Origin of the sequence: Marinimicrobium alkaliphilum, assembly GCF_003259155.1 — a bacterium.
Lineage (GTDB): Bacteria > Pseudomonadota > Gammaproteobacteria > Pseudomonadales > Cellvibrionaceae > Marinimicrobium_A > Marinimicrobium_A alkaliphilum.
On sequence record NZ_QGMQ01000006.1, the window covers coordinates 346,038 to 359,507 of the forward strand.

The following is a 13,470-nucleotide window of genomic DNA, read 5'->3' on the forward strand; positions in this document are numbered from 1 at the left end:
AATCACCTCTTCGGTTGTTTTTTGTACCAATAGGGGTACCGTTGAGGTAGTCGTCAGTGCTGTCAAACAGGTTCAAATTAATTTTGGTTCCACAAATGCCGACATTTGCGTGTTACTCCGGATGCGGAACCGAGCCGGAATAGAACGCATCGCAGTCTTCATCAGTGATAGCCTGGATACCGCGCTCGACCAGATCAAGCAGCGGGCCGGCCGCCACCACCAGAAAGTTGGGTTGCCTGACCTCAGGCTCCCTGAAGGGGCCGGTGACTCTTTGTTCAACGATGGCGCAGCCATCAGCGTCGAGCACGGCTACCCGTAGCTCGTCAAACCGGTACTGAGCAAAATCCAAGCCTCCCGTCAGAGCCAGTCGATTTTTCGGTGTACGCAAGGCTACATCGCGTGCCCGAGCGACACCGTCCTCAATCGCCCATTCCGATTCCAGTTGATCAATGCGGGTGCTGCCATCACTGTCTTCCAACAAACCGGTAAAGGCATAACCACGACTTGCCACGAGACCGATCGGACCGACGAGAAACATAGCCCCGACATCGGTCAGGTTGAAGCTCTGCGTCTCGGTATAATCGTCAAGCTCGTCATCGAGATCGAAGCCATCGAGCACCAGCTCCCCGGCTTTTAGCCTCAACGAACCCTCGGCCGAGCTCCGAATGTCCTGCCAGGCACGACCTTGTGCGCTCACGTCCAGCGCGAAATCCAGTGTGCCATGGGTGGATTGCTGCGGCTGTACCATAGCCATGAACGCCCCGATTTCAAATTGGTCGAGGCTACTCGTCAGACTGAATGCAGGCGAATCGGGCGTCAAATCAACGTTCAGCTGCGCCGACGCCTGCCCTTCGAAAGCCGCTGCCGAATCCAGGACCAGGTCGAAAACGCCGTCCTCACCGTGAATTTCCAGCGCCAACCCGGAAACCTCAAGCTGTCCCTGACTCAGCCGTTTACAGCTCAGCTCACCCTCGGCGGCGAGCGTTGTACGCACCTGCACTGACTCACCGCCGGCATGACGGATATCGCGAAGGTCCACGTCACAGTGCTCAAACTGCCACTCCAGATCCGAGGGCTGATCCAGGTAGCTCAGTCGAGCATCGCTCACGCGCAAGCGTCTCAGCGACAACCCATTGAGTGGCCCTGTTTCTGCCTCTGAATCGTAGACGTTAAATACCCCCGGGCTGAAGCGCTCGACCGACAGCCTTGGCCGCTCCAGATGCAACTCAAGCGGGCGCACCTTGCCCGCCAAGAGACTGAACAGGGCAATGCGAAGGTGAGCGCTTTCAACCGTCGCGACAACCTGCCCCTCCCTCCGCAGTTCAACCTCTGCCAGAGACACGCTCGCGCCGCGAACCAGACCGAACGTCGGAGGTTGCCCCAACTGCACATCCATATTTAAGGCATCGCCAATCCTGGTCTCCAAATGATCTCCGAGCCGGTCTGCGTCGAGCAGCAGCCAGACCACCCCGGCCCCAACCAAGGCGACCAAAGCCGCAACGATCAGAAACATTCGTCGCATGGATTTCTTCATATTTTCACCCCGCGTCAGAGGCGCAATAAGCGGATCGGCGCTACGCGTAGAGGAGGTTATGAGTCGGGCGGCAAGTCCTTCAGAAGACCGGCCATGTCCTCGGCATGCTCCTCTTCCTGAGCCAGAATTTCTTCCATCAGTCGTCTCGAGGTCGGATCATCGTCGCCCAGATAACGGGCTACCTCGCGATAGCTGTCAATCGCGATTCGCTCGGCAACCAGATCCTCCTGAATCATCTCGCGCAGGTTGTTGCCTTCAACAAACTCCGCATGCGAGCGGCTCAAAAGCCCCTCGGGCGAAAAATTCGGCACGCCGCCAAGCTGCACGATCCGCTCAGCCAACCAGTCGGCATGCTGCTGCTCCTGTTCGGCATGCTCCAGAAACTCCTGCGCGGCTACATGGGCGTTGATGCCGTCAGCACGGAAATAGTGGCTTTTGTAACGCAAAGTGCAAACGATCTCGGTGGCCAACGCCTCGTTCAGGATGTTGATGACATTTTCCCTGTTGGCCGTGTAGCCCTCAGTAACGGCGCCTTCCTCCATGTGCCTGCGCGCGCGTTCTCGAAGCGTTTTGACGTCGGTCAGAAATGGTTGGTCGGTCACAATAAGCCTCCGTTTCAGTTCGGGGTTCAGGCGGCGTAGTCACACCGCGTAGTATTACTATGGTGCCTATAACGCGATTTTTCCAGTCGAGGAGACCGTTCAGTGCGCGAACGAACAGACCTGACGCGGCCAACAACCTACTATTGATCGAGATGAGGCGAAGGAGTGGCCTGTACAGGGAGTTGCATCGCGCGCCGCACGGGAAGCGGCGCAAATCTAATTTCGTGACTTTGTGCAGGAGAAGCTGCTAATGAACAATATCATCTATATCGTCGGTGCAATCGTTATCGTCCTTGTGATCCTTTCCTTTCTCGGTCTTCGCTAGGCGCTCACCCTTCGCTCAATGCGCTGCGTGTAGCAGTTCTGTAACCGGCGAAGGTCTTCGGGCTCCTTGATATGGGCCTCTGCGGTGGCAAGTACGCGCCCGGCATACTCCTGTATCGACGCTCGGCGGCGGGTGCTCGCACTGACCGTCACCAGATCGCCCAACACGTCCAGTAACCGATACAAGACCGCAGGGTTGGCGCTTCCCCACTGGCGCATCTGATCAAAACTGAGCCCCAAAAGATCACCAAAACTGGGGCGTGAAACAATCAACCGCACCTTGTCGCCTACCATCCTCCGGCGGTGCGGAAGACACCGAGCGCTCAACTCAGTCATTAATACGCTGATGCGGTCCAGCGCCATGATGGCATTGGTAGTGTCGTTTACCCCGGGGGAGAGCGCTTTCGTTGCCACATCAGCCAACTGGCGAATGCCGAACGCCGGGTCTTGGTGGATGGAGCGCTGGACCCCCAAAGAAAAGGCGCAGGATATCGCCTCAAGCTTCGATTCCTCCAACGTTGGCCCCGCCGCCACTTCCGCCAGGACCTTGCCGTGTACAATGAAGTCGCCCACGCAGTGCGGCACATAAATAACGGTATCCAGGCGCTCGGCGATATCCAGCAAGCTGCGTATGTCAATGTGCTGAATGTATCCGGCTTCAGTCCCCTTAACCTTTTGCGCCCACGGCCCCGACTCGCCCCCTAGTTCAGTATCTTCGTCATCCGGGACGTCCACCCCCTGTGGATAGATACGCGCAATGACCGTCAGAGTTTCCGCCTCAATACCTTTTAAGATGTTCTCGAGCTGGAGTGACTCTGCGATATGGTGAAAAAAATAGACCAGGTAGACGACGCTTCCCAAGGCGGCAACCAAACCGCCCATAATGGTCAATCCCGGCATGTCGCCGGCGTCCCCGCCCATACCTCGCAAGACGGTTAGGCAATAAGCATAAACGCCCAGAAACACACCCAATACCGATTGGTTTACCCGGTCACGTAAGAAATTACGCAGTACTCGAGGTGAATACTGGGCGCTGGCCTGGGAAAGAACCAGCAGCGTCAGCGAGAAAACCACCCCTGCGACAGTGACCATACTGGTGGCTACGGCCTGGAGCATGCCTCGGGCGCCGTCAATGTCGGCACCCGCCATACCCAAATCAAGCTCTAATTGACTGTCCAGGTGCAGGAGGCCATGTGCTGCTGCAATCATTAGCACCAGAATTCCGATGGGCACCACCCACATACTCGAACGCAAGCGATCGAGTATCACATCCGTGTGAATCAGCTTGTTAAGCTTGCCCCAGGCGCCATCGCTCATCAACCTACCCCGTTCTGGTTACTGGCCTGCATCATTACCCGGCCATCATTCACTGATATCCTGACGCTTCGAACGCTCCTCCCGACGCCGCTTGCGAAGGGTGCTGGACTTTACAAAGGGCAGGATTTTCAGCAGCGCCGTAACGAGTCGTGAACGGTAGTACTCAACGCGAACGATGAAGCGGACAGCCCTGTGTTCGTTTCCCAACTTGTCCTTGGCCTCGGTCATCGCTGCCTTACTCCCGGCGTTACGGACGCTGGACAGCCGGAACAGTTCGATCTGCCGGAGCAGCGCCGATTGTCGCAACAGCGGCAGTGGGCGGAGAAGTCGTATCAGCCGAGTGGACTTGAGTATTTCGTGAAGCAGCGGGAAGGACAGCAGGACGATCACTACCGATAGCCAGTTGTCTTTTGTCGTCTTCCAGCGGTCGCGCGAAATCGCCATGTAGAAAGCATACTCGGCCGCGAACACGGCCCAAATCAGCCAGTCGGCGACAGTGATCAGGGGGTGCTCAATCTCCAACCAGTAGGCAATCGTCAGCGGTGCGGTCAGTATCGCCGCAATGATGACCACAAAGGTCAGATGATTGCTGAGTGACTCCTCAAACGCCGATTCAAGCTTCAGTCGCATCGGCTCGCTCCTGCCAACCTTGATCGCCGCAATCTGGTACGTTCGTTATCACGACATACTGTCAACCATGATAGGTCGAGTTACGCTCTAGCGTCAGTACGGTGCCAAACATAAGGGCGTTCTTATGCCTCTAGTTACGTCTGGCTTTTCAGCTTTTCGGCACGCTTAGCCGCATACATACTTTGATCGGCTTGTTGCATCAACTGCTCCGGCGACAGTTCGTAGCCTGGATCAGCCTGAACATAGCCAACACTCAATGACAGCCCTTCCTCGACCTTATGCAGCTCACGGGCTATTCGGCGAGCGTAGATATCCTTTGCCTGAGATTTTGTGCAGTTGGTGAAAATAATGAAAAACTCGTCGCCGCCGGGACGAAAAGCATAGTCTTCCAGCCTCGTTCCACTTCTGATAGCTTGGGCCACAGTCAGCAGGATATGATCTCCGCGATCATGGCCCTGAGTGTCATTGATTAACTTGAAATCATCAATATCGATGTAAACAAAGGTCACCGGTTCCGAACGACGCTTGGCTCTATACAAGACGAGATCAAGTGTTTCGATCAAAGTGCGCCTATTCAACAACCCTGTTAACGGGTCTCGGGTTGCCATTTCGTGTAATCGGGCAACCATTGTTTCACGTTTAAATTCATACACATGAGCCATGGCCCAAATCGCCAATGCGCAAAGCCCAAAGTTACCCAGCACAATCCAGTGTACATCCATATCCTGCTGCCAGACTCTCGCTCCAAGAGCGCCCAACCCTATGAAAACACTGAATGCAGTCAAAACGATACCTAACCTGCGTCCCAGTAACAGGTAAGATAATATGGGAAAGATAAAAATCCATGCATACAAGCCCGACCGAAATTTGGAAATCCAGATACCGATCAACACAAGGCTCAAGAAAGAAATGAGGTAAACGAGGCTCCATCGCTGCAGATTTGGGGTGGTTTTAGAGATGCTCAATATCCCTCCCCAAAGACAAGCTACAGCAAACTCCAGCAGCGCGAACAGTTTCAAACCAACCATCCAGTTAAAAACCGAAAAGAAGATTGCGGACAATAGGGTAATCACGAGCAGTACACGCAGTATTGACCGACGGCCTTCTACATCAACAGGTACATTCACTCTCAGGTCCTTAGCTCGACTTATAGGTCTTCACGTCATCAATCAACTCATGATGCACACACACCGCGGTGCTCTTGGGCCGAACGGACATGCCTCTGCCTTCGAGGTGCGCACGCGTAAAGGCAGCCCCGAACAGGAGGATCATAGAGGAATAGTTGACCCAGAGCAGGAGTAACGCCAGGGAGCCAGCGGCGCCATAGGCCGATGCGGTCGCTGTATAGGCCAGGTAGATGGCAATCAGGGAGCGGCCAACCGTAAACATTACCGCTGTGATGAGGGCACCCAGCAGGACATCTCGCCAAGACAGGAGCACATCCGGCAGGATCTTGAACATCGCCGCAAACAGGAGCGTGACCACAAGCAACGACAGGAAGAATTCCATGCCCACCATCGCCCAACCAGGCACCGGCAGCCATTCCTCCGCGAACGCCATAATACCACGTAAAGCCACAGACAATATAAGCGAGACCAATAGGGTGAACCCGATGGCCAGGATGATGGTCAGCGACAGCACCCGGCTTTTGATAAAAATCCACACACTGCTTCTGGAAGGTCGTGGCGCGACGTCCCAAATCTGGTTCAGGGATCGCTGCATCTGTGCAAACACCGTGGTGGCGCCGACGATGGTGGCGAAGATCCCGATCAACGCCGGCCAGATGCCACTCTGGTCGATCTGCGAATTGACCACCGCCGTCTGCACCACGCCTGCCGCTTCCGGACCGAGCGCCCCTTCGAGCTGCTCGAAAAGTTCACCCTGAACCGCCCTTTCTCCGATAACCAGGCCGACCAGAGTGACAACCACGACCAGGATCGGCGCGATCGAGAAGACGGTGAAGAACGCCAGCGCTGCCGCGTAAATAAAGGCCTGGCTCGCCACCCAATACTGACCCGCAGCACCCAGGATGCTGAGCCAGTGCCTCATCGGACTGGGAAGTTTTTCGTAGATCCGGAAAGCCATGGTCGAAAATACCTCAGCTATGAAGCCACGGGCCTAAAAACCAGAAAAGAAGTCGTAGAGCAAGGGCCTAAAGCCTTGATTAGACTAAAAATACAAGAGGGAATCAAGCGTTTCAGAGGCAAACTGGAATAGTTGGGTGACCTAGACGAAAAGGTATTACTCTACGGAAGACCATCGACGCCATCCAAACTGACCCGGCGCAAGGCCGGGTCTATATCGAAAAGCAGCGGCTGCCCTAATCTGCTGTCAGGTGAATGACAAAACTCTTCATGGTGATGGTACCTTCAATATCATTGTTGACACCGCCCGCACTGTTTTCAATGTCACCACGCAGAATCTGAAGGCCCACCTTCCCGACATCGCCACCGTCCGCCAAGTTCAGAGCGTCGTTGTCTTCAGGCATGGTGCACTCGTAAGTAAAAGTGGTTGACTCAATAGCCTGGTTATCTGTCGCACAGGTCCACGCACCTTCCCAGGGGGCGTTGCTTTCCTGGACGTAGGCCACCAAGACGATGCCGCCCGGGTCGCCGCCATTGTCAAGAATGGACTGGGAGATTTCCAGCTCGACTACGAAGTGGCTACCACGTAAATCCAGAGGGCCGTCAACTGTGTGGTTCGCAACGTACATGCACCGCGCATCTGCATCCCAATCCTGTGGACACTCTACTCTCGTGAAGTCAGGGATAATGACCAGCACGTCATCGTCGTCGCGATACTCCAGGGTGGATTCGCGACCATCGTTGTTCCAGCGCGAGTCGCCCATGCTGAGAACGAGGGCATTGCTGTCATCGCCGTGGGTGTCGTCAGCGTCATCGGTATTGTCGTTATCGTTGGCGTCGTCCGAGTCGTCTGCCTCATCGCTTGAATCGTCAGTGTTAGCGGGAGGCGAATTCTGGGCGTCGGGGTCAGGGCTGCTATCGATGAGGCAGCCAGATAGCAGGAAAATGGTTAAAAGCGCAATAAGTAAGTTTTGCAACATTGGGGTAAGTCCTCTGTTCATTGTTATTGGCGATTCCTTAAATAGATACCGTGTGTGAATTCACCTGAGTTGAAATCGCCATAATTACCGCCAAATCTGGCCGCAATCGCCTATTCTGCATCATGTTACTGCTTCGCCTGGAAAGCCGCATACCCAAAATAGAGTATGCCCCGCTGCCTTGAATTGTTAAATGCTCGTGAACGCGATTATTTTGCGATGTACTTTCTCAAAAGCCAACGCTCTATGCGTGTACTAAAGGAGAACGCCGCCATAGTTGCGCCGACTATTACAGCAACTGCAACGCCGCTCGCCGACCCATTAAATATGGATATAGTAACGCCCGCCAATACCCCAAGGGTCGCAGCGCTCACCAAAAAAATAGACAAATACATCGTCCAGTATGTAAATTTCCCTTCTCTCTCGTAGGCCTTTTGGCGAGCCTGTTTTATACGACGAGAACCTCCGTCTCCTGAGGTTTTAGTAAACATGTTTTCTGAGGGTACCATTCCATTCTCCTCCTAATGCCGCGCACACCGGCGCGAGCATCCGACAGCCGAAGGCTGTGTAGTGCTGCGCAGGTTATGAGTTACCCGGACCATTTCCGGCACCGCGATTAACAACAAACATAGGGACATTCGCTAAATGCCAAGAATTGCCAGCCACGATTAAGACCCAGCCGACAGCATTTAAAGCATGCCCCAAGAGTAAAGCAGTATTAGTGCGACTCCAATCAAACTAGGAACAATGCTCCGGAACGAAAGCATCCGCTCCAACCTAAGTTCCGCGCCACATGAACGGCAAGTCACTATTGCCCCTGGCATCGAAATTTTCCGAAGCTTAGATAAAGCTGAACCGCCACAATTTGGGCATTTAACGTCGATATTCATAGTAATACTCATAACGCCTGCCATAAACGACCGAGCGAAGCGAGGTCCGGCGACCGCTGGGAGCGAATCTAATGGCCTTGTCAAGCTTAGTGTCGCCCAATATATTTTTGCTTTTTAAAATACACATACAGCGCCATGCTACCCGGAACATTGCATAAAACCACAAGGAACGCCGCTAGTACAACCTCCACTACACCCAATTGGTTTCGTTTAATACCGATAACAACGAGGGAAAAAACGACCAGAAATATGCAAGATACCACTAACATAATGGATAACGAGACGTTGGCATACCAGATAATGTCTTGTGGCTCACCAGCTGGTGCAATAATTACAGCAACTACTAACACCCAAAAGCTAATAATTAGACTTTTCCATACATTACCAATTAGTAGGTTCATATTATTTTCCAGTTCGTCAAACGTCTCCTAATGCCTGCCGGAGAAAAAATAGCTTGGGTGGCTTCCACTGTTACGGTTACGAGTTTTCGGGATTAAGCTTTGAAGTAAGAACATGATCCTCCCACACGCCATTGATCTTCAAGTATTTTCGGGCAAGCCCCTCTTGGGAAAATCCTAGCCTGTTCAGCAGGTCCGCTGATCGTGTATTGACAGGCATGTAATTAGCCATTATACGGTTTAGATCGAGCTCCTTGAATGCATATTCAATAGCCACTTGGCACACCTTGGCCATTACTCCAGTTCCTTCATGCTCTTTTGATACCCCGTAACCCATAAAACAGCCCTGCAATGGCCCATAAACTACATTGGTCAACGAACAGTGCGATACCACCTGGCCGTTAATAAGCCCTACAAAATGTGCTGCACTTCCATTTTCATGTTGCTCTTCATATTCAACCAGTCTCTTGGTAAGCGACTCTGAACTATGGTAGCCAGCTTCACGAATCGGCTCCCATGGCTGAAAATGCTCCCTATTCGCAGAAAAATACTCCGCCAAAATAGCAGCATCTTCTTTTGAAGTTAAACGTATTTCCATAGTTAAACTGGACTCGTAACGCCCCGCATATGCGGCGGCTGAAATTTAGTGAGGAACGAGCGAAATGTAGGCCGACCGAGCCACGAAGTGTCGATGTGCCGCAGCCGATCGCGGCGCTCCCTTCATATTCAGAAAAGACCGCCTCGCCTTTAGGGCTACGGAGGCGATTTTCGCTACAGACAAACAACAAATTCATAAGGTCTCATTGATTACGGAACGCCAAGAACACGGGATCGAGTTTACGAGCGTTCCGCCGCCGTTCACGGCGGTGTAGTGCTGCGATTGGTTACGTTCACTACCGAGGATTAATGACATTACTTTTCTCCAGAACAAGATCACTGAATGCATCTGAGGATTGCCAGTAGAACTCAATATCCCCGACGCTCGGAGAACCCTCGAAGTCACTTCGGAAATGGAAGTGTCCGCGATCAATCTTTAGCTGCTTAAGTGCAGCTATCAGTTCATCGATTTCCTTCGATGTAAGTCCTAATGTTAAGCCCTGCCAACCGGATTCAAATTGTTCCACTTTAACTTTCAAGACTAAAACTCCCGAGAGCACATAACGCCTAGCTCGCAGGCCCATATTTCGGGGAGCGTTTTGTGTAAAATCGAGCTCAGCGACTACACAAAGCGAGCGTAGCAATATGGCTCCGGGTGCAGCTAATTGCTATGTGTTGGTTTCATTTTACTTCGCTACTGGTTCTTTGGTTTTTTATCTATCAAAACATCCTGTTGCCACTTGCTAGGCTTTTTGTCCGTGCGATGTATGCACCCTACCCAGCAGCAAGGTCGCTTCTTCCCTCCCAAGAGCTCCTCGGTAGCTCGCACGATCCGTTTTACTCTAGTCTTCTCTTGTTTGGCGTCTTCAACCCAACAAATAAATTCGTTGCGGCCAATTGCTGACAAGGCTTCCCAGGCACTAATTACGTCCCTTTCTGTTAAGGCCTTAGCCAAATCAGCGGGCAATTCGTGCGCCAGCCCTCCAGAAAGTTTTGGCTTCATATCTAGCACCTATTTTCTACAGCTGGATTTACGAGCGAGGGTTTCGAGAAACACATAACGCCGCGCTTTGCGGCTGCTTTGTAGCGCCAGCGGAAAAGCAGTCCGACAACAGCGCCTTGTTGCAACTTGCCTCAATTGTGGCATATTGCTACAATTGAGAAAACTCAATTCTGGAGGTACAAATGGCCACGAACAGTATTCGCTTAGATAAAAATCTAATTGAAAAAGCCACTATTATAGCCAAAGCGCTTAATCGAACCCCGCCCAAACAGATAGAACATTGGGCAAAAATCGGCGAGATAATGGAAGATAACCCCGATTTACCCTACGAATTTGTAAGACAAGCAATCATCGCGCAGGCAGAGCGGGACGCCGGAAAGCTGGAGGCTTACGATTTTGGTTAAAGCCACGAGTGTATTACAGACCCCTACGTTCAAGAAAGCGGTAAAGAAACTCAAGTCCAACCAGAAAAAAGACCTGGATCAGGCTGTTAAAGACTTAATGGCCGACCCCAACATTGGCGAGCAAAAGAAGGGAGATCTGGCCTTTCTGCGAGTCCATAAGTTCAAGATGAACAAGCAATTGACTCTGCTGGGTTACAGTTTTGATGATGGTGCCCTTGTCCTTGAACTGATGGCCCTGAGATCACACGAAAACTTCTACCGCGATATCAAGCGGAAGAAATGACGGTTGCAACGCCTAAGCACATGGGCACGAGTTTACGAGCGTCCCGCCGCCGCTTGCAGCGGCGTAGTGCTACTTTTGGTTAAATGCTTTCCGCCAATATACGTGATAGCCAAAAAATGGCTAGCACAGATTATGGGCAACGAAAATATTGCAATATTTACCCACGAGCTAGTATTCGAGCCAACTTGCATAAGAGCGGCTATCGCTCCCATTAAGCAAAGTACCGTAACAGCCACGAAAGACAGCTTGATAGAAGACCGGAATACAACTACCTTAGCAAGGCTGTAGATGCCGACCAGCGCAAAAGCGCCCAGAATCATAGCGGCTAGAAAAATCGCGTAATTAGCTGATCCGCTCAACGTTTCCAATAGTAAACTCGGAACGGCCAGAAGCGCCCACAACCAGAGCAGTGTTGCAGGGCCAAACGATAGCCCTAGCTCCGCTGCATAAATATAACGATTTGTGACGCTCATATGCATTTAACGCTTTTGGCGTCCCGCGGAGGGCCGAAGGCCCGGAGAAAACTTGAACAATTGGTTATGTGTTTTTACTTTATTCGCCATGGCCCAGATTCGCCTACTCTTTCTATATGGCCGTCATATTCTAGCTCTCGAAGAAGAGCGACAAGCCAATACTGTTGGTGTGATGACGTAGCACTCTTCTTATCACCCCAATCTAGCCCACAACTCCGAAAAATTTCGGACTGCTTTATGCCTTCTGAGTTCGCCTGACAATCTGGATGATTTGCCATGAAGTCAATAACAAGACTTTTAGCTCTAGCTCTAATCGATGCCCCTTGGAATACGTATTTACTCACTAAATAGTTCTCCGAAAACGACAATACACATAACGCCGCGCAGACCGGTGCGAGCTTGCGAGCATCCGGCGGCCGACAGGCCGCGTAGTGCTGCGCTTGGTTATGTGATTTATCCAAGCCATTCTCCAAGTGCGTCCGCTGAAGAAAAGCCTAGCATCTCTATGCTCGCTGGATCACTGCCAAACCCTAGAGCAAAATCAGGCTTCCCATCCAAGGTGAGGAGCCAGTTATCCCCCGACTTGGCAATAGCCCATACCTTTGATTCGTGGTACTCCGCAAAACTGTACTCCGGGTAAGAAGCGGCCACAACCGTAGCTGAAACAGGTTGAATAATGCACGCGATCAGATCAGCCGCCTTCTCTGCAATATACGCTTCCCGGTCTTCTACCCAGGGAGCAGCCGTATGGCACCCGAGAGCTAAAGAAGCTTCTACTTTCTGTTTTGCCTGCTCTCTATTCATGACTCACATAACGTCGCCGACACGCGCAGCTTTGTAGTGGAGGCGAAGCCGCAACGGAAAAGCTGTCGCCGTGCTTGGCTTGGTTAGGCATTTTCATTTTTTCCGTACCTAATTGAACCATAGAACGAATAACCTATAAACGGCAGCAGCATTGCGACTGGGAGCCAGTGCCCGTAGTTATAAATTACGTGATAGAAGTATAGGTATTGAATTACAACAGCACAAAAGAAGCCAAACAGAAATATATAATAGCTGCGCTTCATCCAAGCTTTAGCTGTTGAGAATTTATTATTCAAGACAAGAGATGCAAAGAAAACGAACGCGAGGGGTCCACCCCAAATTAACCTAGGGATTCCTCTTTGCATTTCAAGATAATATAACCCACCTGCAGCCAATGAAATAAACGCGAACGCCAGCAGGCTTTCCAGAATAGTATTCTTCAATATTTCTCCATGATTATGCCTAACGTCCGGCTTTAGGGCGGACTTGAAGCCGCGCAGCGGCGGAAAGGCCGTCCCAGCCCCGTAGGGGCGATAACAGCCGATTGTTAGGCTGCTGATTATGCACTCCAGCTACCTCTGCATATAGATAGGATGGTCGTACCCCATTCACGTCCTTTGAAGTACCTATCGTTTTCTCGTTCAGTTTCTAACTTCATGCCTAGTAATCGACAAAGTCGAATGGCGGCTGTATTCTCTGAAACAGTTTCCGCATAGATTCTACTAGCACCAAGCTCACTAAACCCGAAGTTTATCATGGCCTTACCAGCTTCCAGAGCTACTCCCTTTCCATGCCAAAGTCTTTCAAGCTCACAACCTATTGAGAATTCAGAGGTCCCATCCGACCTAATACCGCAAGTGCCTATCAGCTCACCTTGCGTGGTTGTGATCGCTAGTTGATATTTTGATCTCGGGGTCTCCGCTGCCTGCTCAATGAATAGACTTAAAAGCTGATCTGCCTTTCGGTCCGCAGAGTCTTCTTCATCATAAAATCTCTGGAACTTCGCGTCACGCCTGATAGAACGAAACGCATCAAGATCTGATTTCCGAAAATCCCTTAACAAAAGCGTTTCTGTTACTATTTCAAACATTTTACTCTTCCCTTGGCACTCGGCCAGCCTAACGTCGCGTACAGAGGCGCGAGCTTGCGA

The 13,470-nt window shown here is 51.8% G+C and carries 17 protein-coding genes; 2 read left to right on the forward strand and 15 right to left on the reverse strand.

Going from position 1 to position 13,470, the window contains the following annotated elements; genetic code table 11:
- Positions 1 to 112: 112 nt before the first annotated feature.
- The 12 genes from DKW72_RS11985 to DKW72_RS12045 form a co-directional block, all read right to left on the reverse strand.
- Complete coding sequence (locus tag DKW72_RS11985) at positions 113 to 1,534, reverse strand: AsmA family protein (protein WP_111642596.1); 1,422 nt, start codon at positions 1,532 to 1,534, stop codon at positions 113 to 115.
- Positions 1,535 to 1,590: 56 nt separating this feature from the next.
- Positions 1,591 to 2,136, reverse strand: coding sequence for a ferritin-like domain-containing protein (locus tag DKW72_RS11990; RefSeq protein ID WP_111642597.1), 546 nt, complete (start codon positions 2,134 to 2,136; stop codon positions 1,591 to 1,593).
- A 321-nt stretch (positions 2,137 to 2,457) separates the two neighbouring features.
- A complete protein-coding gene (locus DKW72_RS11995; RefSeq protein ID WP_111642598.1) occupies positions 2,458 to 3,777 on the reverse strand; it encodes a DUF2254 domain-containing protein in 1,320 nt (439 codons plus the stop codon).
- Positions 3,778 to 3,822: 45 nt separating this feature from the next.
- Positions 3,823 to 4,407 carry an ion transporter gene (locus DKW72_RS12000; RefSeq protein ID WP_111642599.1) on the reverse strand — a complete coding sequence of 195 codons (585 nt, stop codon included), beginning with the start codon at positions 4,405 to 4,407 and terminating at the stop codon, positions 3,823 to 3,825.
- A 134-nt stretch (positions 4,408 to 4,541) separates the two neighbouring features.
- Positions 4,542 to 5,534 carry a GGDEF domain-containing protein gene (locus tag DKW72_RS12005; RefSeq protein WP_111642600.1) on the reverse strand — a complete coding sequence of 331 codons (993 nt, stop codon included), beginning with the start codon at positions 5,532 to 5,534 and terminating at the stop codon, positions 4,542 to 4,544.
- A gap of 10 nt (positions 5,535 to 5,544) precedes the next feature.
- Positions 5,545 to 6,492, reverse strand: coding sequence for a YihY/virulence factor BrkB family protein (locus DKW72_RS12010; protein WP_111642601.1), 948 nt, complete (start codon positions 6,490 to 6,492; stop codon positions 5,545 to 5,547).
- Positions 6,493 to 6,727: 235 nt separating this feature from the next.
- A complete protein-coding gene (locus DKW72_RS12015) occupies positions 6,728 to 7,471 on the reverse strand; it encodes a hypothetical protein (protein ID WP_111642602.1) in 744 nt (247 codons plus the stop codon).
- Between the two features lie 206 nt (positions 7,472 to 7,677).
- Complete coding sequence (locus DKW72_RS12020) at positions 7,678 to 7,977, reverse strand: hypothetical protein (protein WP_111642603.1); 300 nt, start codon at positions 7,975 to 7,977, stop codon at positions 7,678 to 7,680.
- A 467-nt stretch (positions 7,978 to 8,444) separates the two neighbouring features.
- Positions 8,445 to 8,759, reverse strand: a complete 315-nt coding sequence (locus DKW72_RS12025) for a hypothetical protein (RefSeq protein WP_111642604.1) — start codon at positions 8,757 to 8,759, stop codon at positions 8,445 to 8,447.
- Positions 8,760 to 8,835: 76 nt separating this feature from the next.
- Positions 8,836 to 9,354 carry a GNAT family N-acetyltransferase gene (locus tag DKW72_RS12030; protein ID WP_111642605.1) on the reverse strand — a complete coding sequence of 173 codons (519 nt, stop codon included), beginning with the start codon at positions 9,352 to 9,354 and terminating at the stop codon, positions 8,836 to 8,838.
- Between the two features lie 295 nt (positions 9,355 to 9,649).
- Positions 9,650 to 9,892 carry a hypothetical protein gene (locus tag DKW72_RS12040; RefSeq protein ID WP_111642606.1) on the reverse strand — a complete coding sequence of 81 codons (243 nt, stop codon included), beginning with the start codon at positions 9,890 to 9,892 and terminating at the stop codon, positions 9,650 to 9,652.
- Positions 9,893 to 10,047: 155 nt separating this feature from the next.
- Positions 10,048 to 10,356 carry a YdeI/OmpD-associated family protein gene (locus DKW72_RS12045; protein ID WP_111642607.1) on the reverse strand — a complete coding sequence of 103 codons (309 nt, stop codon included), beginning with the start codon at positions 10,354 to 10,356 and terminating at the stop codon, positions 10,048 to 10,050.
- 182 nt (positions 10,357 to 10,538) lie between these two features.
- Between DKW72_RS12045 and DKW72_RS12050 the strand changes: the two genes are divergently transcribed.
- Positions 10,539 to 10,760, forward strand: coding sequence for a TA system antitoxin ParD family protein (locus tag DKW72_RS12050; protein ID WP_111642608.1), 222 nt, complete (start codon positions 10,539 to 10,541; stop codon positions 10,758 to 10,760).
- On the forward strand, positions 10,753 to 11,043 hold the full coding sequence (locus DKW72_RS12055) for a type II toxin-antitoxin system RelE/ParE family toxin (protein ID WP_111642609.1): 291 nt from the start codon (positions 10,753 to 10,755) through the stop codon (positions 11,041 to 11,043). The genes DKW72_RS12050 and DKW72_RS12055 overlap by 8 nt, the downstream gene beginning before the upstream one ends.
- 32 nt (positions 11,044 to 11,075) lie before the next feature.
- Here the strand turns inward: DKW72_RS12055 and DKW72_RS12060 are convergent, their stop codons facing one another.
- From DKW72_RS12060 to DKW72_RS12085, 3 genes are all read right to left on the reverse strand, one after another.
- Positions 11,076 to 11,522, reverse strand: a complete 447-nt coding sequence (locus DKW72_RS12060) for a hypothetical protein (protein ID WP_111642610.1) — start codon at positions 11,520 to 11,522, stop codon at positions 11,076 to 11,078.
- A 447-nt stretch (positions 11,523 to 11,969) separates the two neighbouring features.
- On the reverse strand, positions 11,970 to 12,320 hold the full coding sequence (locus DKW72_RS12070) for a hypothetical protein (protein ID WP_198411332.1): 351 nt from the start codon (positions 12,318 to 12,320) through the stop codon (positions 11,970 to 11,972).
- A 559-nt stretch (positions 12,321 to 12,879) separates the two neighbouring features.
- Positions 12,880 to 13,470, reverse strand: a 591-nt coding sequence (locus DKW72_RS12085; protein WP_232522394.1) for a GNAT family N-acetyltransferase, incomplete at its 5' end; no start/stop codon positions are given.

What these genes read in the sequence shown, in the direction of transcription:
- DKW72_RS11985 (WP_111642596.1), bottom strand. Translation starts at nt 1,534, where the DNA reads ATGAAGAAATCCATGCGACGAATGTTTCTGATCGTTGCGGCTTTGGTC.
- DKW72_RS11995 (WP_111642598.1), bottom strand. Translation starts at nt 3,777, where the DNA reads ATGAGCGATGGCGCCTGGGGCAAGCTTAACAAGCTGATTCACACGGAT.
- DKW72_RS12000 (WP_111642599.1), bottom strand. Translation starts at nt 4,407, where the DNA reads ATGCGACTGAAGCTTGAATCGGCGTTTGAGGAGTCACTCAGCAATCAT.
- DKW72_RS12010 (WP_111642601.1), bottom strand. Translation starts at nt 6,492, where the DNA reads ATGGCTTTCCGGATCTACGAAAAACTTCCCAGTCCGATGAGGCACTGG.
- DKW72_RS12015 (WP_111642602.1), bottom strand. Translation starts at nt 7,471, where the DNA reads ATGTTGCAAAACTTACTTATTGCGCTTTTAACCATTTTCCTGCTATCT.
- DKW72_RS12020 (WP_111642603.1), bottom strand. Translation starts at nt 7,977, where the DNA reads ATGGTACCCTCAGAAAACATGTTTACTAAAACCTCAGGAGACGGAGGT.
- DKW72_RS12025 (WP_111642604.1), bottom strand. Translation starts at nt 8,759, where the DNA reads ATGAACCTACTAATTGGTAATGTATGGAAAAGTCTAATTATTAGCTTT.
- DKW72_RS12030 (WP_111642605.1), bottom strand. Translation starts at nt 9,354, where the DNA reads ATGGAAATACGTTTAACTTCAAAAGAAGATGCTGCTATTTTGGCGGAG.
- DKW72_RS12045 (WP_111642607.1), bottom strand. Translation starts at nt 10,356, where the DNA reads ATGAAGCCAAAACTTTCTGGAGGGCTGGCGCACGAATTGCCCGCTGAT.
- DKW72_RS12050 (WP_111642608.1), top strand. Translation starts at nt 10,539, where the DNA reads ATGGCCACGAACAGTATTCGCTTAGATAAAAATCTAATTGAAAAAGCC.
- DKW72_RS12060 (WP_111642610.1), bottom strand. Translation starts at nt 11,522, where the DNA reads ATGCATATGAGCGTCACAAATCGTTATATTTATGCAGCGGAGCTAGGG.
- DKW72_RS12070 (WP_198411332.1), bottom strand. Translation starts at nt 12,320, where the DNA reads ATGAATAGAGAGCAGGCAAAACAGAAAGTAGAAGCTTCTTTAGCTCTC.